The 20,477-nt window shown below is 39.0% G+C and carries 23 protein-coding genes; 15 read left to right on the top strand and 8 right to left on the bottom strand.

Going from position 1 to position 20,477, the window contains the following annotated elements:
• Positions 1-125: 125 nt before the first annotated feature.
• The gene (locus CAP51_RS05865) at positions 126-983 is read right to left on the bottom strand and encodes a LysR family transcriptional regulator (RefSeq protein ID WP_087619775.1); all 858 of its coding nucleotides are present in this window, start codon (positions 981-983) and stop codon (positions 126-128) included.
• Positions 984-1,111: 128 nt separating this feature from the next.
• Between CAP51_RS05865 and CAP51_RS05860 the strand changes: the two genes are divergently transcribed.
• The 3 genes from CAP51_RS05860 to vapC all read left to right on the top strand — a co-directional run bounded on the left by CAP51_RS05860 (position 1,112) and on the right by vapC (position 2,848).
• A complete protein-coding gene (locus tag CAP51_RS05860; RefSeq protein WP_087619774.1) occupies positions 1,112-2,005 on the top strand; it encodes a DMT family transporter in 894 nt (297 codons plus the stop codon).
• Positions 2,006-2,207: 202 nt separating this feature from the next.
• The gene (locus tag CAP51_RS05855) at positions 2,208-2,441 is read left to right on the top strand and encodes an antitoxin (protein WP_087619773.1); all 234 of its coding nucleotides are present in this window, start codon (positions 2,208-2,210) and stop codon (positions 2,439-2,441) included.
• The gene (vapC, locus tag CAP51_RS05850; protein ID WP_087619772.1) at positions 2,441-2,848 is read left to right on the top strand and encodes a type II toxin-antitoxin system tRNA(fMet)-specific endonuclease VapC; all 408 of its coding nucleotides are present in this window, start codon (positions 2,441-2,443) and stop codon (positions 2,846-2,848) included. Before CAP51_RS05855 ends, vapC begins: the two co-directional genes overlap by 1 nt.
• A 158-nt stretch (positions 2,849-3,006) precedes the next feature.
• Here the strand turns inward: vapC and CAP51_RS05845 are convergent, their stop codons facing one another.
• Positions 3,007-4,722 (bottom strand): electron transfer flavoprotein-ubiquinone oxidoreductase, encoded by a 1,716-nt coding sequence (locus CAP51_RS05845; protein WP_087619771.1) that lies wholly within the window; start codon positions 4,720-4,722, stop codon positions 3,007-3,009.
• Positions 4,723-4,956: 234 nt separating this feature from the next.
• On the opposite strand from CAP51_RS05845, the gene CAP51_RS05840 reads away from it, so the two are divergent.
• From CAP51_RS05840 to CAP51_RS05820, 5 genes are all read left to right on the top strand, one after another.
• Positions 4,957-5,532 carry a DUF1285 domain-containing protein gene (locus CAP51_RS05840; protein ID WP_087619770.1) on the top strand — a complete coding sequence of 192 codons (576 nt, stop codon included), beginning with the start codon at positions 4,957-4,959 and terminating at the stop codon, positions 5,530-5,532.
• A gap of 55 nt (positions 5,533-5,587) precedes the next feature.
• Positions 5,588-6,463, top strand: a complete 876-nt coding sequence (gene murI, locus CAP51_RS05835; RefSeq protein ID WP_087619769.1) for a glutamate racemase — start codon at positions 5,588-5,590, stop codon at positions 6,461-6,463.
• A 410-nt stretch (positions 6,464-6,873) separates the two neighbouring features.
• Positions 6,874-7,884, top strand: a complete 1,011-nt coding sequence (locus CAP51_RS05830) for a DUF4062 domain-containing protein (RefSeq protein WP_087619768.1) — start codon at positions 6,874-6,876, stop codon at positions 7,882-7,884.
• Positions 7,885-7,973: 89 nt separating this feature from the next.
• Positions 7,974-8,981, top strand: coding sequence for a ferrochelatase (gene hemH / locus CAP51_RS05825; protein ID WP_087619767.1), 1,008 nt, complete (start codon positions 7,974-7,976; stop codon positions 8,979-8,981).
• A gap of 9 nt (positions 8,982-8,990) precedes the next feature.
• The gene (locus tag CAP51_RS05820; protein ID WP_087619766.1) at positions 8,991-9,635 is read left to right on the top strand and encodes an MBL fold metallo-hydrolase; all 645 of its coding nucleotides are present in this window, start codon (positions 8,991-8,993) and stop codon (positions 9,633-9,635) included.
• On the opposite strand, the gene CAP51_RS05815 is transcribed toward CAP51_RS05820, so the two are convergent.
• Both CAP51_RS05815 and CAP51_RS05810 read right to left on the bottom strand, forming a co-directional pair.
• Positions 9,632-10,096, bottom strand: a complete 465-nt coding sequence (locus tag CAP51_RS05815; protein WP_087619765.1) for a hypothetical protein — start codon at positions 10,094-10,096, stop codon at positions 9,632-9,634. The genes CAP51_RS05820 and CAP51_RS05815 overlap by 4 nt on opposite strands.
• Before the next feature lie 206 nt (positions 10,097-10,302).
• A complete protein-coding gene (locus CAP51_RS05810; RefSeq protein WP_087619764.1) occupies positions 10,303-10,497 on the bottom strand; it encodes a DNA gyrase inhibitor YacG in 195 nt (64 codons plus the stop codon).
• Between the two features lie 89 nt (positions 10,498-10,586).
• Between CAP51_RS05810 and CAP51_RS05805 the strand changes: the two genes are divergently transcribed.
• The 3 genes from CAP51_RS05805 (at position 10,587) to CAP51_RS05795 (ending at position 13,507) form a co-directional block, all read left to right on the top strand.
• Positions 10,587-11,222, top strand: coding sequence for a DUF938 domain-containing protein (locus CAP51_RS05805; protein ID WP_087619763.1), 636 nt, complete (start codon positions 10,587-10,589; stop codon positions 11,220-11,222).
• Positions 11,219-12,421: a TIGR03862 family flavoprotein gene (locus CAP51_RS05800; protein WP_087619762.1), complete on the top strand. Its 1,203-nt coding sequence runs from the start codon at positions 11,219-11,221 to the stop codon at positions 12,419-12,421. The genes CAP51_RS05805 and CAP51_RS05800 overlap by 4 nt, the downstream gene beginning before the upstream one ends.
• Positions 12,422-12,571: 150 nt before the next feature.
• Positions 12,572-13,507, top strand: a complete 936-nt coding sequence (locus CAP51_RS05795) for an aldo/keto reductase (RefSeq protein ID WP_087619761.1) — start codon at positions 12,572-12,574, stop codon at positions 13,505-13,507.
• Between the two features lie 51 nt (positions 13,508-13,558).
• Here CAP51_RS05795 and CAP51_RS05790 read toward each other — a convergent pair whose 3' ends face one another.
• Positions 13,559-13,891 (bottom strand): HopJ type III effector protein, encoded by a 333-nt coding sequence (locus tag CAP51_RS05790; protein ID WP_087619760.1) that lies wholly within the window; start codon positions 13,889-13,891, stop codon positions 13,559-13,561.
• A 160-nt stretch (positions 13,892-14,051) separates the two neighbouring features.
• Here CAP51_RS05790 and CAP51_RS05785 point away from each other — a divergent pair, with 160 nt between their 5' ends.
• Both CAP51_RS05785 and CAP51_RS05780 read left to right on the top strand, forming a co-directional pair.
• Positions 14,052-14,810, top strand: a complete 759-nt coding sequence (locus CAP51_RS05785; RefSeq protein WP_171294731.1) for an SDR family NAD(P)-dependent oxidoreductase — start codon at positions 14,052-14,054, stop codon at positions 14,808-14,810.
• Between the two features lie 113 nt (positions 14,811-14,923).
• Complete coding sequence (locus CAP51_RS05780) at positions 14,924-16,390, top strand: tetratricopeptide repeat protein (protein WP_087619758.1); 1,467 nt, start codon at positions 14,924-14,926, stop codon at positions 16,388-16,390.
• A 145-nt stretch (positions 16,391-16,535) separates the two neighbouring features.
• Here CAP51_RS05780 and CAP51_RS05775 read toward each other — a convergent pair whose 3' ends face one another.
• The 3 genes from CAP51_RS05775 to CAP51_RS05765 all read right to left on the bottom strand — a co-directional run bounded on the left by CAP51_RS05775 (position 16,536) and on the right by CAP51_RS05765 (position 18,690).
• Positions 16,536-16,787 carry a type B 50S ribosomal protein L31 gene (locus CAP51_RS05775; RefSeq protein ID WP_087619757.1) on the bottom strand — a complete coding sequence of 84 codons (252 nt, stop codon included), beginning with the start codon at positions 16,785-16,787 and terminating at the stop codon, positions 16,536-16,538.
• Positions 16,788-17,144: 357 nt separating this feature from the next.
• Entirely contained in the window at positions 17,145-18,143 is a 999-nt protein-coding gene (locus CAP51_RS05770) for a HEPN domain-containing protein (RefSeq protein WP_087619756.1), read from the bottom strand.
• Complete coding sequence (locus CAP51_RS05765) at positions 18,136-18,690, bottom strand: hypothetical protein (RefSeq protein WP_087619755.1); 555 nt, start codon at positions 18,688-18,690, stop codon at positions 18,136-18,138. Before CAP51_RS05765 ends, CAP51_RS05770 begins: the two co-directional genes overlap by 8 nt.
• Before the next feature lie 204 nt (positions 18,691-18,894).
• On the opposite strand from CAP51_RS05765, the gene CAP51_RS05760 reads away from it, so the two are divergent.
• Together CAP51_RS05760 and CAP51_RS05755 are read left to right on the top strand one after the other, a co-directional pair.
• Positions 18,895-19,557: a hypothetical protein gene (locus tag CAP51_RS05760; RefSeq protein ID WP_087619754.1), complete on the top strand. Its 663-nt coding sequence runs from the start codon at positions 18,895-18,897 to the stop codon at positions 19,555-19,557.
• A 49-nt stretch (positions 19,558-19,606) separates the two neighbouring features.
• On the top strand, positions 19,607-20,422 hold the full coding sequence (locus CAP51_RS05755) for a S1 family peptidase (RefSeq protein WP_087619753.1): 816 nt from the start codon (positions 19,607-19,609) through the stop codon (positions 20,420-20,422).
• The last annotated feature ends 55 nt before the right edge of the window (positions 20,423-20,477 follow it).

Below are 20,477 nucleotides of genomic sequence, written 5' to 3'. Positions count from 1 at the left end.
TAGAGCGATTGTAAAATCAGGTTTGTGTGATGATTGAATTTGCAATGAATTAATTCTATTGCAAATTTTAGGGTTTGTTGAGATTCCATCAATAAATTACTGACGAAATATCAACGGGCCCTTAATTATAACAACGATTTTGCTCGGCTGGCTTCAATAAATTGTTGTTCTAGCGGACTAAACTGATGTTGTTTTCTTGAAATAATATAGCCTTTCATACTGCGATATTGTTCAGGAATTTCAACATATTGCTTTACTTCGTACTTGGTTGTTAAGCGACGCGCAATTAAAGCAATACCCAGACCAAGTTGTGATAATGCAATGAGATCTTCTAGTTCGGAAATATATATTTTTTCTGGTGGAGGTAGCATAAATTGTTGATAAAGATGATCTAAAATGGTCATATAACAACAATCTTTCGACAAACACAAAATTTTATGAGAAGCCAGATTTTTAGCCAGATCATGCTGTAAATTTTGTCCGATCAGAACCAGCTCTTCTTCTCCATGTGCCAAATAATTAAGACTTTTATTATTTTTCTCCCCATAAATATAAGCAAAATCTAGTACTCCCTCAATAACCTCTTGTTCTAATGTTTTGGTATTTCCGATTTTAAAGGTAAATGACAGATTATCATATTGTTGATGAATTTCCTGAACCAGATAAGCAAACTGATTACCGCGCATGGTTGAATTAATACCGAAACGTAAAACATTATTTTGATTGATGATGGCTCGTTCCGTTTCGTCCCAGATCGCCAGTAATTTTTTATAGTGTTGGTAAATGATTTTACCTTTAGGTGTGAGTTCGACCCCTCTGGCTTTACGTAGAAATAGGGCATGTTTATAGTGATTTTCAATTTTTTTGATTTTTACTGTCATATTGGATTGCAGATGCCCCAAATGTTGGGCTGCTGCCGAGATACTGCCTAAATCGGCAGTGACGATAAATGCCTGAATATCGCTTAAATCAATATTAATCATGAATACGTACTAGCAGACTTAAATTAATATGCTATCAAAAAAATAGATGGTTGTATAAATTAATAACATTTTTTTTCATATTAAGAGAACGATAAACTTCTTGATAAGATCAGACATGATGATATGAAATGAACCTAAAAGTATTTGCCGCAATCGTTTTGCTTTGTCTAACCTGGGGATATTTGTGGGTACCAATAAAAATCAGCCTGCACACCTTCCCACCATTTTTCTTTACCTCTTTAAGGCTGTTATTGGGTGCGATTTGTTTGTTTATCTTACAGCTTGTATTGAGGAAAAATGTTGTTCCAGAGAAAAGTGAATGGCTGAAAATTTTTTGGGCCAGCCTTTTGATTTGTATTGGTTATTATGGTTTGTCGACTTTTGGAATGCAGTATGTAGGTTCTGGTCTCTCTGCAATTTTAGTCTATACCATGCCGATCATGACAACTGTATTGGCACACTTTATCTTGGCAGAAAAACTTAATCGACAAAAAGTGCTGGGTTTAGGCTTTGGTCTGTTGGGAATTATTGCCATCTTATGGCCACAATTGCGTCATTTGCAGTTTAATTCGGTTTTGCTTGGAGAATTATTGATTATTCTTGCTGCTTTTTTCTGGGCTTGTGCAACTGTATATACAAAAAAGGAATTTGCCAGCTATGACAAGTTAAAATTAACCATGTGGCAATTATTAATCGGTGGTTTGATCTTATTGGGATTATCTTTTTTTACAGAAGATCTCGGCGCTATTCAATGGAATACGCCTATGACGATGATTTATGTCATGTATAGCTCAGTACTTGGAACAGCGCTGGCATTTTTTATGTGGAACTGGATTGTAAGTCAGATAGATGCATCTATTGCTTCGATCTCAATTATGAGTGTTCCGCTATTGGGAATATTTTTTGGTCATATTCAATTACATGAACCGTTGAGTTTAAATATCTTGATCGGTGCAATATTGATCTGTCTGGGAATTTTAAGTTGTTCGATTAAACGTAAAAAGCTTCTGAAAATTAATTAAATCATGCATATAAAAAACCGGGCTTAAACCCGGATTTTTTATGTGCAAAACTTATATGTTTGGCTATGAGGTACGCTTAGCAAAGCTGTGCTTTTTCAGAGAAAGTAGCAACAAGTAAAAAAACATCAATAAAAATGTATTGTCAAAAATTTTTTTGCGTGCATACTCTATGTATATACATATTGATTTGGAGGGATATACTATGAATCATCGTGTACGTGTTTTTAAATCAGGAAATAGTCAGGCCGTACGGTTACCCAAAGCCTTCCGTGTAGATGTAGATGAACTGGAAATTTTTCAGCGAGGAGATGAGCTGGTTCTTAGAAAACCAGTTAATGATTTAAGTCGTGCCTTTGAAATTCTGACACAGCTCCCTAATGATTTTTTTGCAGAAGGTCGGGAAGATTTACCTGTTCAGGAAAGAGAAGATTTTTAATGGCAAAATATTTATTAGATACGAATATTTGTATTTATATTCAAAAACATAAACCATTAGAAGTGTTGAATAAGTTTAAAGCTTTATCAGTCGGTGATGCAGTTATTTCACAAATAACTTGGGGTGAACTGGTATATGGTGCATATAAAAGCCAATATACAGAAAAAGTTTTAAAGGAATTGGAGCAACTGGTACGATTGATTCCGGTTTTAGCTTTAACAGATTTAGCAGCAGAGCATTATGGACAAATTCGAGCGCAGCTTACACAACAGGGTCAACTCATTGGTGCAAATGATTTATGGATTGCTGCACATGCTCGTGCCAGTCAATTAGTACTCGTGAGTAACAATATCAAAGTATTTACTCGTGTTGAAGGATTAAAATTAGAAAATTGGGTGAATAATTAAGACTTATTGTATTTTTATACCAGTATTAAAAAACCGGGCCTAAACCCGGATTTTTTATGTGCAAAACATTACATGTTTGGATATGAGGAGTATACTCCGCAAGGATTATCCTACATGTTAGGGTATGAGAGACACTGTCTCGCAAGACTATCTAAACATTACATGTTTGGATAGTTAGGACCACCACCACCTTCTGGCGTTACCCAAGTGATATTTTGGGATGGGTCCTTGATGTCACAGGTTTTACAATGCACACAGTTGGCTGCATTGATCTGGAAGCGTTTGGAACCGTCATCATTTTCCATGACTTCATAGACACCGGCAGGGCAATAACGCTGCGCTGGTTCATCCCATTTCGGTAAATTGACCTGAATCGGAATATCTGGATTGGTCAATTTTAAATGTGCAGGCTGATTTTCTTCATGCACAGTATTGGAAACAAATACTGAAGACAAGCGGTCAAAAGTGAGCTTACCATCCGGTTTTGGATAGTTTGGTTTAAAGTGTTCGGCATCTACTGTTTTAATGACAGCAAAGTCTTGTTTCAGGTCATGTAGCGTAAATGGCACTTTAAAGATATTTTGATCAATAAAGTTAAATGCGCCACCAACCCACTGTCCAAACTTATGCATTGCAGGGCCAAAGTTACGTGCGTTATAAAGCTCTTCTTTTAGCCATGAGTTGTTATATTTCTCGGTATACGCAGTGACTTCCTTGACAAAATAATCATCACCTTCGGTCACACGGGCCACCATCAAATCGCCACCTTTTTCGGTACCGGCCTGAATGGCTTCAAATACGGCCTCGGCACAGAGCATGCCCGACTTCATGGCAGTATGGGATCCCTTGATTTTGGAGAAGTTAAGGAAACCTGCGTCATCACCGATTAGACAGCCGCCCGGGAAGCTCAGTTTTGGTAAGGCATTAAAGCCACCTTTGACCACGGCACGCGCGCCATAGGAAATACGTTTACCACCTTCAAGGTATTGTTTGATCAGTGGATGGGTTTTCCAACGCTGCATTTCCATAAATGGATACATATGCGGATTTTCATAAGATAAATCCACGATCATGCCTAGCGTGACCTGATTGTTCTCGGCATGGTATAACCACCAACCACCAGATGAACCTGTTTCAGATAATGGCCAGCCAGCACCGTGCATCACCAGACCCGGTTTATGCTTGGCAGGATCGATTTCCCAAAGCTCTTTGATACCAATACCGTAATGTTGCGGGTCGGCATCCTGATCCAGATTGTATTTGGCAATCAGGCGTTTACCCAAGTGTCCACGGCAACCTTCGGCAAACAGGGTATATTTGGCATGTAATTCATAGCCGGGTGTAAAGTGTGCAGTGGGTTGACCATCTTTACCGATGCCCATATCACCTGTTTGAATACCTTTTACCGTGCTTCCATCTTCATGATACAGAATTTCGGCAGCGGCAAAACCCGGGAAAATAGATACTTCTAGTTCTTCGGCTTTCTGTCCTAGCCAGCGTACGACATTGCCCAGCGAAATGACATAGTTGCCTTCATTGTGCATGGATTTTGGGACCATCCAGTAAGGCATTTTCTGTGATTTTTCATCGGAAAGAAGGAAGTAGGTTTCATCTTCGGTTACTTCAACCGTAACGGGTGCACCTTCTTCTTTCCAGTTTGGAAATAATTCGTTAAGTGCACGTGGTTCCAGTACTGCACCGGAAAGGATGTGTGCACCAACTTCAGAGCCTTTTTCCACGACACATACGGAAAGATCTGGTAAATTATTTTCAATCGCTAGCTGACGCAAACGGATCGCAGCCGATAGACCGGATGGTCCTGCGCCTACGATCACAACGTCAAACTCCATCGCTTCACGTTCGATGTGTTCCATGTAGGACTCCTCAAATCATTGCCGGTGGCAACCGTAATCTTTACATTCGGTGCTGCCATGAGTATTAGATAGACACAAAGCCAACATCGTGTCACATTTGTTTTGGGATAGTATAGATTCAAAGGGCGATTAAGCCAATTGGCTGAGGCGTTTAATTTTGTCGTCAATAGGGCATAAAGCTTGATTTAGTAAGGATTTACCTCAAAAAGGTGACGCTGCGGTCAGGGGAAGATTATGGTATCTGATGCAAATTTGCAAAGTTTGAGTAGTTATTTAAAGCAATTGGAAAAGGATCATACGATCCCGCCTTTAGAGAAATGGAATCCAGAATATTGTGGTGAGATGGATTTGGTCATTAAGGCAAATGGCGAATGGTGGCATGAAGGTAGCCCGATTCGCAGACAAAATATGATTGATTTGTTTTCCAGAGTATTGTGGAAAGAAGAAGGGAGTTATTATTTAAAAACGCCTGTCGAGAAAATCAAGATACAGGTTGAAGATGCACCTTTACTGGTTACACAAGTGGATCAAATCGAGATTGATGGTCAGACTTATCTGCAATTTACCACGCAGACGCAAGATGTCATTGTTGCAGATCAGCAGCATCCTGTATTTATCCGGAGTTATATGGATGAAACTGGAGAGAGTGAGGAACGTCCTTATATCAAGGTACGGTTTGGTCTGGATGCATTGATTCAACGGCAGGTATTTTATCATCTGGTAAATTATGGCAAGCTTTTCGATGAGCCGCATGGCACCTGTCTAAAGTTACATAGTGGAACAACGCAATTTACTTTATATATGGAATAAAAAAATTATCGGTGTATGATTTCCCTAGCCTAAAATAGCGTCGATTATTTGTTTTATGCAAGCGATACAGCCTTTACAATCCAGTTTACCTTCTATGTCACAGCCAAAACCCGATGCCCCGATTGGGATCTTTGACTCGGGCATTGGCGGCCTATCGGTTGCTTTGGAGGTCTTAAAATATTTGCCGAACGAGCGTATTGTTTATTATGCCGATACCGCAAATGTACCCTATGGCAGCAGAAGTGATCAGAATATCCGTGAATTAACCGCACAGGCGATTGAATGGTTGTATCGACAGGGATGCAAGATTGCAATTGTGGCTTGTAATACCGCATCTGCGTTTAGTCTGGATTATTTACGTGAACATTATGGCGAGCAGTTTCCGATTATTGGACTTGTTCCTGCGGTAAAGCCAGCGGTGATTCAGTCACAAACCAAAACGGTTGCTGTATTGGCAACACCGGCAACTTTCCGGGGAAAGCTGATTCAGGACGTTATTCAGAATTTTGCAGTTCCTTCGGGGGTAAAGGTCATTCCCGTGACCTGTCTGGAACTGGTGCCATTGGTTGAACAGGGACGTGCTTTAAGTGCGGAATGTTTATTGGCATTACAGCAGCATTTACAGCCTGTAGTTGATCTAAGTGCAGATTATCTGGTGTTAGGTTGTACCCACTATCCTTTCTTAAAGTCGGCGATTCAGCAACTTTATGGCGAACGTTTGATTATGGTGGATTCAGGACTGGCTGTTGCAAGACAATGTGGGCGGATTCTGGCCAAATTTAATTTACTTTCTGACCATCCTGCATTTAACCAGGCTAGATTAATTTGTGTTTTTAGTGCCAATAATAGTCAGACCATGCAGCCTGTAGTGCACAATCTGGTTGGGACACCAGAAGCATGGCAATTTGTCGATCTTAAAAATTTCACTTAAATGTCAACGAATTAACATTTTTTGCGGACAGCGATAAAAATTTGTATATAATTACCTCTTATACAGTGATTGTTTTGATGCCTGGTTTTAATACATTGTTTTATTTAGGTGTCGGCAATGATGTGTTGCATGCAGATAATGTATTCATAGCGAGGTAATCTCAGCACGATTTCGTTGCAGTGATGAAATACAAGTATATCTTAGTGATATGCGTCAATTTCATTCTCTGTCGTATCGGACCTTAAGATATCTCAGTCCTTACATGATCTATGCATGCAACTCATCCTATGGGGAGTGCATAAAATATTTTTTTCAATATGATGTGAATCATGTTTTTAGGGGTAATGAGTGGGTGTTTTACATTCATTTTTTTGATGTAGGTACATAAGGTTTTAGGCAAAGGTTTTTTGATGACTGAAAAACGGTATCACGTTTATATTTCTACCTCCTTTTATGGTGATGTGAAAGCAGAACGCTTAAAAATGGAATATGCGTTATTAAACATAGGTGTATTTCCATGGGAATTTAATGAACGTCGTACCTCATTAAATACTGCACAAGCCCGTCGACAAATTGATGACTGTGATTATGTGATCTTCCTGCTGGGCGGTAAGTATGGCGATGTATCGGCATCTGGTATCAGCTATATGCATCTGGATTTTTTATATGCGCTGAATAAACAGAAAACCATCCTCAGTTTTATTGATGCCGTTCCGGAGCAACGCACAGCATTGGAACAGGAAACTACGCCGGACATGGTAAAAAAATTTACCAGTTTTCGTGAACAGATGAAAAATGAAAGCCAGTATTGTATTGAATATAATGGTTTACTAGATTTGGAGCGTGCTGTTCGCAATACTTTTGTGAAAGCAATGCGGGAAACACCTGCGCTGGGTTGGGTCAGACCCAAAGATAATGATGTACTACAACAAGAAATCCAGCGCCTGCGCAAGAAAGTTGCCAAACTAGAACAATCGCTTATCCAAACAGCGTATGAGATCAATACGCCTGCAACTGAGGTGTCTTCGGGGACCAAGGATGAAAAAATTTCGGTAGGTTATCGTACGCATGCCTATCAGGATGGCAATTTAAAAGACATACATCCACAACGACAAATGACTTGGATGCAGTTGCTGAATATTCTGGCACCGCATTTTAAACAACCGACACTGGAAAATAGTTTTCTTCGTATCCTCAATCATTATCTGGAAAGTACTGCATTGGATGATGCGCGTGAAGTATTACCGCGTGCGCATGCTGTTGCACGTACCCAGATTGATGCCCGTAGTTTGCAACAAATTAAGCTGCAAATGAAATGGAATAACTGGATCGTACCACAACATGATTCGGATTCTGGCAGTCGTATTTATTGGGAACTGACTGCGGAAGGACAGCGTTTAATTGCCCAGAAACAAGCCTGAGTGATGCAGTCATGATGTCTGGAAATTGTATTTTTGCTTGTCAGTAAAACCTGTTAAGGTAGAGATAAATATCTTTTAGAGATCGTGGTATGCCTAAACCTAGAGTTGCTATTATTATGGCAAATTTGGGAACGCCTGATGCACCGACACCAGATGCAGTTCGTCGTTTTTTAAAGCAATTTTTATCTGATCAACGGGTGATTGAAATTCCTCGTCTGATTTGGCAAATTATTCTGCATTTATTTGTTTTGCCTTTTCGCCCAAAGCGTGTTGCTCATGCCTATGCCAGTATTTGGCAAGAGGATTCGCCCATGCGCTCGATTTTGCTGACCAAGGTCAAGGTTGTACAGCAACAGTTAAGTCAGGAATATCCGGATTTGGACATCGAAGTTTTTCCGGCTATGACCTATGGCAATCCCGGTATTCAGCAGGTGCTTGATCGCCTAGCTGCACAACCTGTCGATCAGATTATTCTGCTGCCACTTTTCCCGCAATATTCTGCGACTTCAACTGCCCCATTATATGATGTATTGGCAAAATGGATTCCGACACAACGTAATTTACCGGGACTAAGTATTATTCGGGATTATTATGCACATCCGGAATATATTGATGCATTGGCAAAGAGTGTACGTGATTATCAGCAGCAATATGGTGTGGCTGAAAAATTATTGATGTCATTTCATGGTATTCCACAGCCTTATGCCGATAAAGGCGATCCTTATCCGCAGCGTTGTCGTCAGACGGCTGAACGTGTGGCGAGCGCATTAAATTTAAGTGATGAACAGTGGGCGATAAGTTTTCAGTCCCGTTTTGGTAAACAGGAATGGGTTAAACCTTATACCAGTGAGTTATTGGCCGAATGGGCCGCACAAGGGGTAAAATCTGTACAAGTGATGAGTCCGGCATTTTCTGCCGATTGTCTGGAAACCTTGGAAGAACTGGCAATCGAAAATAAACAGATTTTTTTAAATCAAGGCGGAGAAAATTACGCCTATATTGCGGCATTAAATGAGCAGCCGGAACATATTGCATTATTTATGAGTTTATTACGGGCACAATTAAATACAGTGTCACATCATTTTGCCCAGTCTTAAGGAGATCCAATGTTACGTTGCCAGATTGTTCCTGTCACTGCGTTTGCACAGAATTGCAGCATTGTGTGGGATGATGACAGTATGGATGCTGTATTAATTGATGCAGGCGGTGAACCGGAAAAACTGCAACAGGCTGTACGAGATTTAGGCGTAAACGTAAAGGCCTTATGGATTACCCACGGTCATCTGGATCATATCGGGGCTGTAGGTACTTTGGCAAAAGCCTATGCTGTGCCAGTGATTGGGCCACAAAAAGAAGATCAATTCTGGGTAGACAGCTTGCAGGATGTTTGTCGGAATTACGGTTTTCCAGTGCCTGAACCCGTTCATATTGATCAATGGTTAGAAGGCGGTGAAATTTTAAAGCTGGGGAATTATGCGTTTGAAGTGCGTTATACACCAGGTCATACGCCGGGACATGTGGTGTTTTACTGCAAGCAGATGAATATTCTATGGACTGGTGATGTGTTATTTAAGGGATCGATTGGACGTACAGATTTTCCACGCGGTGATTTTGATACCTTGATTGATTCGATTAAAACCCAGTTATTTACGCTGCCAGATGATACCCAGTTTATTTCAGGTCATGGGGCAATTAGCAGTATTGGTCAGGAAAAACAATTCAATCCTTTTGTATCGGGGAAAGCGGGTTAATACAATAATGATTGGGCAATTTGCTGCATTTGTTGATAGAGTTGGTCAGTCTGACTATTAAGACGGCTGAGCATATTTTGCTGGGTTGTGTTTTGTGTATCAATGGCGGCCAGTTTATAAACACTTTGATATTTGGTGGCATGCTCAATCATTTTTTGCCGAAGTTGTAAGGCATTGGGTTGGGTCAGAATCATTTTATTCAAAATATTTTTGGTTTGTTCCAGTTTACGGTTGTATTGTGAGATTAAGGCATTTTTTTTGTCTTGGTCTTTTTCCTGTTTTAAAGCTGGTAATGCTTTATTCATCATACCCAGATTGTCCTGATAACTTTGCCATAAGGTCTTGAGTAACTGGGTATCTTTTTGCTGTTGTTTGATGACATTGGCTTTGGTCAATGGTTCCGCCGCCATGGTTCCAGTAGCCAGACAACAACAAATAAGGATCAAAAGACATTTTTGCATGATCAGTATTCCAAGATAACGCTGTGATCAGGATCACGGATAAATAACAGAGCGTTATCTTATGCAAAATGTCGTAAATTGACAATCTTTGTCATGTAACTAAAATGTTTGGTCAAATCATGTCATCAAATAAGATCTAAAAAAATAAAATGTCTAACTTTAAATTATCATGATATTTCAATGTGTTGAATGTCAATCTGGAAGGATTAGTCCTGATCATATTCGGGCGTGTCGTTGGACTGTGCATCCTGTGTCGGAACACGATATTCTTCATTTGCCCAGGCACCAAGATCAATCATTTTGCAGCGTTCCGAACAAAATGGGCGAAATGGGTTGTCTGTCCACTGGCTTGGCTTGCCACAGCGAGGGCATGGAAAGGTTTTAATTGCAGCTGTTACCATGGTCAAATCATTCTTTCTTGGATAAACACAGACAAATTGTAACGTAATTGTTAGACTTATAGGTGAGATTCTTGTGTCTGCCTGTGTGTATGTCTTATCCAAATATTCGTCCTTTTCAATATCAATACTTAAAAGCCCCTCGTGATTTTCAGATCATCGAACATCGTCCTATGTGTCTGGAAATTGGTGCCGGTAAAGGCAAACATGCCTGTTTATTTGCCGCTGCAAATCCTGATCGCCAACTCATTGCGATTGAACGCACCCGTGATAAATTTCAGGCCATGCAGAAACTGCATCAATCACTGGCGGTACAAAATATATTACCGATTCATGCAGATGCCATTCCCTGGGTCGTGCATGCGCTCTATCCACAGCAGATTGAACAATTATTGATTCTTTATCCGAATCCAGAACCGCATAATCCGACACAGCGCTGGCTGAATATGCCTTTTTTTGAATATCTACTTTCCCGAGTAAAATCGGGTGCGACCATAACCTTGGCGAGTAATATTGAGGATTATATTCATGAGGCAGAGCAGCAGCTAAAGCAAGTCTGGCATTTGCCCTATCAAAAAGAAACGATTGCTGCGGATTCGGCACGTACTCATTTTGAAGTGAAATATTTGCAACGCGGTGAATTATGTCAACAATTAATTATCACCAAACCTGAAGGATATCAGACCCGATTTGATCAGGTCTTGCCATGTTGCGGGCAGGATCAATGAAAGCAAGCGTGGCCATCATTGGCGCAGGTCCGGCGGGTCTGGCCTGTGCAGAAATTTTATCGGAATATGGTCTGTATGATATTGCTATATATGAACAGAAATCGTCCGCAGCACGTAAATTCTTGATGGCAGGAAAAACGGGTTTAAATATTAGCCATCATGAGCCCTTTGAGGATTTTATCACGCGTTATGATCATGCCGATTGGCTATATCCGATCATTGAAAAGTTTGATGCAAAAGCGATTCAGGCATGGATGCAGGATTTGGGAATTTCTTCATATGTGGGTAGTTCTGGGCGTATCTTCCCCAATGAAATGAAAGCAGCACCTTTGTTGCGCGCATGGCTAAAACGCTTGCAACAACGCGGTGTCAGTTTTTTCTACCGTCATCAATGTCTTGCCATTGAACAGCACAAACTGACTTTGCTTGATCTTAAACATGATCAAACGGTGCAAACGCATGCTGATGCCATCGTACTGGCATGTGGTGCGGTATCCTGGCCGCAACTGGGCAGTGATGGTAAATGGCAAGGCTGGTTGGAATCTTCTTTAATTATGCCATTTCAGGCCAGTAATGTTGGGGTGCTGGTCGATTGGTCATCTTATATGGCCGATTATTTTGGACAGCCGTTAAAACGGATTCGCGCGTGGATAGATGGAGAAAATCCACAGTTCGGTGAAATGGTGATTAGTCATTATGGACTGGAAGGCGGGTTGGTTTATCGTTGTAATCGTGCCTTAAGAGCGCAGTTACAGCGGCAGGGTGAGGTGGCAGAATTATGTCTGGATTTATTACCAGATTTGAGCTTAGACCAGATTGTATATAAATTACAACAAGGCAAAAAACAGTCCTTAAATACTTTATGGCAAAAGATCGGTCTGGATAAAACCAAAATTGCCTTGATTCGTGATGTGGTGCCTAAACAGGACTGGATTGATCATAAAAAAATGGCACAGCATATTAAACAGCTGGTGATATCCGTGCGGGGCTTTCGCCCGATTGAAGAAGCGATTAGCTGTGCTGGTGGGATTAAGCTTGATGCATTGGATGAAAATTTAATGATCATTGGTCGGCAAAGCATTTTTGCCTGTGGTGAGATGCTGGATTGGGATGCGCCAACTGGTGGTTATTTATTGAATGCATGTCTGGCAACGGGGCGGCGGGCAGGTGATGGTGTACATCGGTTTTTAACGCGTTGATCCTGAAATTTTGCTTTGTTGAAGTTTATTTAAAATTCATGTTTTTGTCGGAAATTTATGTTTAAGTGAAGAATAGATAATTCATATGAGACATGACACTACAGTCATAATATATATGAGATTATTTCTAAATCATTAGGACGATTAATCATGACAAAAGCACTGCAATTCTCTAAATTAATTTTTGGCGCCAATGTATTTGGCTGGACTGTTGATCAGGCAGAATCCTTTAATCTGCTGGATTATGCGCTTGAGCACGGGATCAGTAGCATTGATACAGCGGATATGTATTCGGTTTGGGTACCCGGGCATCAGGGCGGAGAATCCGAACGCATTATTGGACAGTGGCTTAAACAAACCCCGTCAAATCGGGATAAAATCACCTTAATCACCAAAGTCGGCATGAAAATGTCGGATACGCAACAGGGTCTATCTAAAAAGTATATTAAACAGGCTATCGAAGATTCGTTAAAGCGGTTGAATACCGATTATGTCGATGTATATTTAAGTCATTGTGCGGATGAACATACCCCGATTGAAGAAACATTATCAGCTTATGCCGATCTTTTACAGGAAGGCAAAGTCTTAAATATTGGTGCATCCAATTATTCAGGTGCGCAACTTTTGCAAGCATTACACACCAGTACCGAAAAAGGATTACCACAATATAGCGTATTTGAACCTGAATATAGTTTGGTCGATCGTGAGCAATATGAAACTGAATATCAGCCGGTCTGTGAAAGCCATGATTTGAAAGTCATTACCTATTTTAGTCTGGCATCGGGCTTTTTAACCGGTAAATATCGCACGCTGGCAGATGTGGAAAAATCTTCCCGTAAGGACATGGTGCTTAAATATTTTAATGAACGTGGCTTAAATATATTGACGACTTTGGATCAACTGGCTGCTAAGTATCACGCAGAAGTATCAGAAGTTGCTTTAGCCTGGACCATGGCCCACCCAAGCATTACTGCTCCTATTGCTTCGGCAACGTCTATCCAGCAATTGGCATCTTTGGTCAATGCTACACAGTTGACTCTGGAAGCTGAAGATATTGCTTTATTGACACAGGTTAGTCAGTACTAAATGATAGAATTTTGGGACTTGGCAATCATGATTGCCAAGTCTGCTTGATTTTTATTTAGCAGTTAATGCTTCACCTTCAAAATGCACACCTTCCCAGCCATTTTTAATAAATTGACGAATATTTTGGTGATCTGTACCATTCGGTGTATCCAGAACTGCCTGATAATGCTCGGCAAATAAACTTAAGGTTTGTGCCGGATCTAAGCCATTCAATTTTGCAAAGCTGAATACTTTGGCACTGCCTTGATTCTGGTCTGCTGCGTTATGTTGTGCGCCATTTGTAAAAGCGGTTGGGGTATGTGTATAACGTGCATCAATATAAGCAATAACATCACCAAACTTGGCTGTACCTGATTGAAGTTGCTGTAATAAATCTTGAGCCATTGTGCTATTCCATGTAAAAAATTGACAAAAGAGTAGCAAGTAACCATCAAAAGAACAATCTGCTATCAACCAGCCTAACATTTAAAACACGATTTTAGTTTGCAAGATGGATTTGGCCTGCCGTATAGTGAGTGAAAACAAAATAATATATGGATGTGAAATGAAGAATAAAACGGTGTTGATTACAGGTGCTTCAAGTGGATTAGGTGAAGCATTTGCAAAATATTGTGCCAAACAGGGATGTCATTTGGCCTTGGTGGCGCGTCGTCTGGAACGTCTGGAGCAACTGGCAGAGCAGTTACGTGAACAATATGCGGTTCAGGTCGAAGTCGCACAACTTGATGTTACCGAGCATGACAAAATTCTGCCTATTTTTATTGGTCTAAGTGATTTATTGGGACAGATCGATATTGTCGTGATCAATGCCGGCATTAGTAAGGTTCGTCATCTTGGTGATAATCGGCTAGATAAGGACATTGAGGTGTTGAATACCAATCTGATTTCGGCTATTGCTTGTTCAGATGCTGCACAGAAAATGTTTAGGATTCAGGGACAGTCGGGTCATATTGTGGCCATTTCCTCTTATAGTGCGTTTATCGGCTTGCCACAGGCTGCGGCTTATTCGGCCAGTAAGGCAGCATTGGCAACATATTTTAATGCCATTCGGGCGGGATTGAGCAAACGGGGGATTGCGGTAACGGTTGTCTATCCGGGCTTTGTTCAGACCGAACTATTACATGGTTTTAATCCGCAATTACCTATTGTTGCGCAGCCAGATGCTGTTGCGCAGCAGATTTATACGGCCATCATCAAGCAAAAAGCCGAGGTCATTGTGCCACCGTTGCCCTGGAAAGTTTTATACGGATTGCAGCAAGTGACGCCAAAACCTGTATTGCGCTGGATCACACAATTATTATAAGAATTTGTGATTTAAAGTCGGATTTTAAAATGCCATGGTTGAGCAAAGGTGCGTGGCAAAGTAGAATAAATCTCAATTTCATCAATTATTTTTAAGTATTGGAACACATTGTTATGGCTGCACAACAACATACTCAACAACAAGCACAATCCATGGCCGAATTTGAACAACAATTACGAGACAAAGCGCAAAAAGGTGATCCTGTTGCCTGTTTTCAAATCGTTGAACATTTTGAGCGTAAAGCACTTGCAGCCAATAAGCTTGAAGCACAAAACCGGATTAATCTTTTACTTGAAGCATCCAATAAAGGTGTCGGGGCGGCCAGTTTATTGTTGGGACGTTGGTACTTAAATGGTCATTATGTCAATAAAGATCCAGCCAAAGCGATTTTGTTTTTTGAGCATGCCGGAAATGTATGTAAAGATTCCTATGGCTATTATCAACTGGCAGAGATGTTTCAAACCGGTGTGGGCGTAAAAGCCCACCCTGAAAAAGGTCTGGAATATCTGAAAAAAGCGGTTGATCTGCATAATCCTGATGCAATTTTTACCTATGCCAGTCAGGTATTAAAAAACGATGCAGATAAAGCCTTACAACTGTTAAAAGACAATTATAAAAAGCATCAACATGTACGCAGCTTACTGTTTTTAAATGATTCACCAGAAATTAATCAAAGCAAAGTACAGACTTTTCTGGAAAATCAGCATCAGAATGATCCACTCATTAGCGCATTACTGGCATTTCGTTATTTAAATCAAGGCAAAATTGAACAGGCCAAACAACTTGCCGATTATGCGGCCGAGCAAAATAATGCAGTGGGTTGCCATGTTCGTGCCCTGATTGAATTACAGGATGAACATGGCTCACAGGAATTAGCACAGCAATGGATGTTAAAAGCTGCACAATTGGGTCATGTGGATGCATCTTATCGTGTGGGTATCAGTTTATTGGCTCAAGCCGAGCAACAAAACGATCCGGCCCTTGAAGAAAAAATTGTACAGCAAGCCTTACAATATATTGCACAAGCCGCACAGGCCGGTTTTGCACCTGCACAATTTTCTTTAGGGCAATGCTGGTTACAGGGGATTGGCGTTGAAAAAAATCAGCAAGAAGGTTTGGGCTGGATTGAACGCGCGGCACAGCAGGGTCATGTTGATGCCATGTTTACGTTGGCCTTGAATCTCCCGGTTGATCATGCACAACATTTGCCATTATTGCAGGCTGCGGCGCAAGCAGGTCATCCAAAAGCGATGCTGTGTATGGGACTGTATTTACAGAACCATGCGCAACCTGAACAAGCTGTTGAATGGTTTAAGCATGCCAAAGAACGTGGTGATCTTCGTGCCGACTTTATGCTGGGTATGGCGTATTTAACCGGTAATGGTGTAGAAGCCGATGCTAAACATGCGGTTGAATTATTGAATCAGGCTGGCGAAGCCGGTGATGTTGATGCCTATTTTGCTTTATATCAAGCATATCGGGATGGCAACGGCGTACGTAAAAACAAGAAATCCCAAGCCAAATATTTAAAACTTGCACAGCAGGGCAATCATCCTGAGGCATTAAAAATAGAAGAATAAATAAAAATATAATTGCTGATCAAATGCTGTCATGTTTTTGATCAGTCTATTTTAAAGCGCCGTAAGGGGCTTTTTTTTGTATAAAAAAGCGAAGTCACGCAAGGAGAAGTGACTTCGCCGGAGGAGGAGAACGAGAATAAAGTGTTTAGCTACGTTTAAAGCGGGCAAAGCGTTTGTTAAAGGAAGCAACACGACCTTCATTGCTGGCTTGACGTTGTTCACCAGTATAGAAAGGGTGTGAAGCACTGGAAATATCCAATGTAACATATGGATAGGTTTGACCTTCGTATTCACGAGTTTGTGTTGGTTTCAGTGTTGAACCAATGATGAAATATACATCGGCATTGGTATCGTGAAACAGGACCTCCTGATAATCAGGATGAATATCTTTTCGCATGGTGATAACCTCAATTTCTATAATTTTATTGCTTGTTGTAATGTTATAGTATTACATATTGGTTATTCAAGTCTAAATTGTAATTATTTTTTGTTTTGGATGGTTGATGTTGTTAAGTTAATGGAAATTTGGATTTAGGGGTAGTCTAAAAATTATGTTCTATATCAAAAGCACTCTAATTTTTCTAAATCTTGGTCAATGAATCAAAAAATAGTAAAAAGTATCAGGATTGATTGGAAAGTAGCCGAAATATTTCAATCGGCTACGGTATGAAGTTAGATGTACTACAACTTATTGAAATAATTAAACTAATTTAAGTATTTCGCATAAGGCCTATTATATTAATTTTAGGAAATCTTACAAATAACTATCGTTTCCATTCAATAGTACTTGATCTAATGAATAAATAATATTCCCATGTATATCATTAGCTCTAGCTGTATTTTCAAAGATATTAGCTATATTTTCCTTGAACTCTACTAGCGTCTTAACATTGTTTAATAATGCAAACCGAACAGCCCCCAAACTCCTAGAGGTTCCATAAATCATAATCTGACTATATAACGCCAGAACTGGCTTTGAAAAATCAACTATCCTAAATCCAGAATGAGCTGAGTTATTTCGAAAAATTCGAATCTTATCTACATCTTCAATTAATTGTTTCTTCCAAAAATCATATCTAGGATGATCAGATATACTGGCTAGAAAGGGTTCAGATATTTCTAACCTTTTTTTATTATTAGGAAATCCCATTAAAAAACATATGTTTGAAGAAATATTATCAGACTCTCCCTCTTTTAATAATGCTTCTAACGTAAACCAATTAAACAATATCTTTAACTGACTATTATTTTCATGTCTACCATGTCTAGCCCAATGTAAAGCTCTTAAATATCTTTGACTTAGCTCACAATCTAAACCAAGAATATAGTTAATATCATCCATCCTCTGAATATTTCCATGGGACATAACAAAAGATGTTGATGGGTTAAATCCCCACCTTTTAACAGGATGTAGTTCACCTGAAGCTAAATTTTTAGCAAATCCGATCTCTGAAACATCAACATTAGAAATATGAAATTTACTGGCGCTCAAATCCAGAATTGTAGAAAACCGATCAGCAGCTATGCTTAGAGCCTCTAGCACTGTTTCAGAGGAAACAATCGTACAAATCCTTGCCGCATAAGTGTATTTATCAAACTGCAATCTATGATCATCAGCTGATTCTTTTAATGCAGTAAGTTCTTTATCTGAATCAACTGAAGCAGGTCTCAATTCTACATCACCATAAATGATGGTATTCGGTAAAGTAAAACTATTAGACTCTAAAACCCTAACTATAAGAAAATTAAACATTTTTACACATCACTAATAAATCTCTTAAATTCTCTAAGACTATATTTCTAATCAATTTATCCATTTGATCAGTAAGGCGAATCTTATTTTTTATGGCATATTTATGAAACATTACGGTAAGTTCATAATCATGAGTATTCCAAACAACTTCCGAAATAGTTTCTATATGATTGCGTTCTAAGCAACTGTTTGATAATAAAAACTTAGAACTTTCTCTAATTCTCGGAATATTATTGACTGAATAATAATATTGCAATCTATACCACTCCAATTCGAAATCATTTTTTCTATTTAAATACAATAATTTATCATATTTAATTACGCTCTGATTATCAAAAAGAGTTATCGCTAATTTATAGCCCAAACAAATAGAAATTATATTTCCATTATGAGTTTTTTCTAACTGGTCTAAATAAAATCTTGCTTCTAGAAAACGCCCTTTAGATATGAAGAACGTAATTAATTTTGTTAAATTTTTTGCATAATTTTTACTATTTAAGTCAGTAATTAAGTATTTGTGAAAAATATTTTCTACACAGGGTTCCAAAGTAAATCCTTAAAATAATTTCTGCTATATATGTATTACATGAAAAGTAAGAGTTTTTATAATTCAATCGGTTACTTGCCTATATTTTAGGCAATAAAAAAACCGCATGGGTGGGTTTTTTAAGATATCGTATGTCTACAGGGGGGGAGGCAAGCCAACAAAATCCCATAGCTAGTGCATTCAATATAAGGTTTATATGCATATATGTCAAATCAGAAAATAATAGACGCTGTAACCATTGTTATTTCACCTGCAAGAATTTCAACCTATGAAAATGCTACTGGTGGAAAGAAACCTAACAATTTAGAAGCCTTAAATTTATATGCTTGGAATGCAGATATTTCAGGTGCCTTACTTATTCCTTTGCATGTATGTGAAGTTACTATTCGGTATGCTGTATCCAGAGCAATTGAAAATATTTATGGAGATAGATGGCCCTGGTCTTCAGGTTTTGAACGAAGCTTACCTAATCCTACTCGCGGTTTTAGCTCTAAAAAAGATCTCATAAATGCTCGATTAAATCAGCGAACAACAGGAAAAGTTATTCCTGAGCTGAAATTCGCATTTTGGCAAAGTATTTTCACAAGCAGACATGATCAGCGTTTCTGGAATCCATATCTTACTGATCTATTTCACAATATGAATACATCGGTAAGTATCCAAGATAGAAGAAAGGTAATTTATGATGAATTAGAGCAAATTAGACGCTTGCGTAACCGTATTGCACATCACGAACCAATTTTTACACGTAATTTATCTGATGATTACCAAAAAATATTATCTTTAGTTAGCTATCACTGTACTACAATTACCACATGGCTTGATGAACATCAAAGAGCTACCGAAATTATTGCGAAAAAACCATAATTATTCAGTTTATATCTGAAAATTGGGTACGGCTAAAAAAGAGAAAAGTATGTTTAAAGATTTATATGAAAAAATCCAAAGTTGTTGTGGATATGTGACAGTTTTTGAAGGTGATGAAGTTATAAGTGAAGGTACTTGTTTTAGCTTTACGGATACAGGTGAAGTTATTACTGCTGCACATGTAGTGACTGGTAGGATGCCTATAAAAAAAGAAGATTACACTCATCCACAGCAAAGAATTTTGATAAAGTTTCCCGAGTTACCTTTAGTTGAATATACAGTATCTTTTTGCTCATTTGAAATTAACGTCCCATCTTTTAAAGAAATAATACAGCTAGATATAGCTGTATTACGACCAAAAGAAGAACAACCTTTCAAATTCCCCTTTCTACCTGCAAGTATTAATTCAGTAAATCTAGGACAAAGAGTATTTGTTGCAGGCTACTCAGATGAACTTAATATCCCATTTTCTATTGAGGAAATTATTGATCCAGAATCATTTGGTGCAGATAAGTTTATTAAAGCAATTAGAGAGGAGGGATACTTAGCAGATATGACAGGTCCAATAATTAAACAAGGTTATATTGGAAATATTCGTCGTATTTTTGCTGATGATAACTCCCAAAATATAAGAATAGAAACTGACGTTTTTTACATAGACAATGGGATGCATAGTGGTGCAAGTGGAGGACCTATTGTCAATGAAGAAGGTGTTGCTTTAGGAGTATTAACACAACGTGCAATAACGCCAGCACATCAATCAAAGGACTCTACATTAAAAGTCCCATCAGGTTCATCAATAGGAATCTCATTACAAATTCTAAAAACTGTTCATGAAATTATTCAAAGAAATAATGCAACTTAAAATATATAAACTATAAAAAATGCCTGTAATTTAGGCATTTTTTAGCTCTCATTTA

Origin of the sequence: Acinetobacter populi, from assembly GCF_002174125.1 — a bacterium.
Lineage (GTDB): Bacteria > Pseudomonadota > Gammaproteobacteria > Pseudomonadales > Moraxellaceae > Acinetobacter > Acinetobacter populi.
This window is presented reverse-complemented; position numbering and strand designations above follow the sequence as displayed.

Coding starts and splice junctions, on each gene's coding strand:
- CAP51_RS05865 (WP_087619775.1), bottom strand. CDS start 983: ATGATTAATATTGATTTAAGCGATATTCAGGCATTTATCGTCACTGCC.
- CAP51_RS05860 (WP_087619774.1), top strand. CDS start 1,112: ATGAACCTAAAAGTATTTGCCGCAATCGTTTTGCTTTGTCTAACCTGG.
- CAP51_RS05855 (WP_087619773.1), top strand. CDS start 2,208: ATGAATCATCGTGTACGTGTTTTTAAATCAGGAAATAGTCAGGCCGTA.
- vapC (WP_087619772.1), top strand. CDS start 2,441: ATGGCAAAATATTTATTAGATACGAATATTTGTATTTATATTCAAAAA.
- CAP51_RS05845 (WP_087619771.1), bottom strand. CDS start 4,722: ATGGAACACATCGAACGTGAAGCGATGGAGTTTGACGTTGTGATCGTA.
- CAP51_RS05840 (WP_087619770.1), top strand. CDS start 4,957: ATGGTATCTGATGCAAATTTGCAAAGTTTGAGTAGTTATTTAAAGCAA.
- murI (WP_087619769.1), top strand. CDS start 5,588: ATGCAAGCGATACAGCCTTTACAATCCAGTTTACCTTCTATGTCACAG.
- CAP51_RS05830 (WP_087619768.1), top strand. CDS start 6,874: ATGACTGAAAAACGGTATCACGTTTATATTTCTACCTCCTTTTATGGT.
- hemH (WP_087619767.1), top strand. CDS start 7,974: ATGCCTAAACCTAGAGTTGCTATTATTATGGCAAATTTGGGAACGCCT.
- CAP51_RS05820 (WP_087619766.1), top strand. CDS start 8,991: ATGTTACGTTGCCAGATTGTTCCTGTCACTGCGTTTGCACAGAATTGC.
- CAP51_RS05815 (WP_087619765.1), bottom strand. CDS start 10,096: ATGCAAAAATGTCTTTTGATCCTTATTTGTTGTTGTCTGGCTACTGGA.
- CAP51_RS05810 (WP_087619764.1), bottom strand. CDS start 10,497: ATGGTAACAGCTGCAATTAAAACCTTTCCATGCCCTCGCTGTGGCAAG.
- CAP51_RS05805 (WP_087619763.1), top strand. CDS start 10,587: ATGTCTTATCCAAATATTCGTCCTTTTCAATATCAATACTTAAAAGCC.
- CAP51_RS05800 (WP_087619762.1), top strand. CDS start 11,219: ATGAAAGCAAGCGTGGCCATCATTGGCGCAGGTCCGGCGGGTCTGGCC.
- CAP51_RS05795 (WP_087619761.1), top strand. CDS start 12,572: ATGACAAAAGCACTGCAATTCTCTAAATTAATTTTTGGCGCCAATGTA.
- CAP51_RS05790 (WP_087619760.1), bottom strand. CDS start 13,891: ATGGCTCAAGATTTATTACAGCAACTTCAATCAGGTACAGCCAAGTTT.
- CAP51_RS05785 (WP_171294731.1), top strand. CDS start 14,052: ATGAAGAATAAAACGGTGTTGATTACAGGTGCTTCAAGTGGATTAGGT.
- CAP51_RS05780 (WP_087619758.1), top strand. CDS start 14,924: ATGGCTGCACAACAACATACTCAACAACAAGCACAATCCATGGCCGAA.
- CAP51_RS05775 (WP_087619757.1), bottom strand. CDS start 16,787: ATGCGAAAAGATATTCATCCTGATTATCAGGAGGTCCTGTTTCACGAT.
- CAP51_RS05770 (WP_087619756.1), bottom strand. CDS start 18,143: ATGTTTAATTTTCTTATAGTTAGGGTTTTAGAGTCTAATAGTTTTACT.
- CAP51_RS05760 (WP_087619754.1), top strand. CDS start 18,895: ATGTCAAATCAGAAAATAATAGACGCTGTAACCATTGTTATTTCACCT.
- CAP51_RS05755 (WP_087619753.1), top strand. CDS start 19,607: ATGTTTAAAGATTTATATGAAAAAATCCAAAGTTGTTGTGGATATGTG.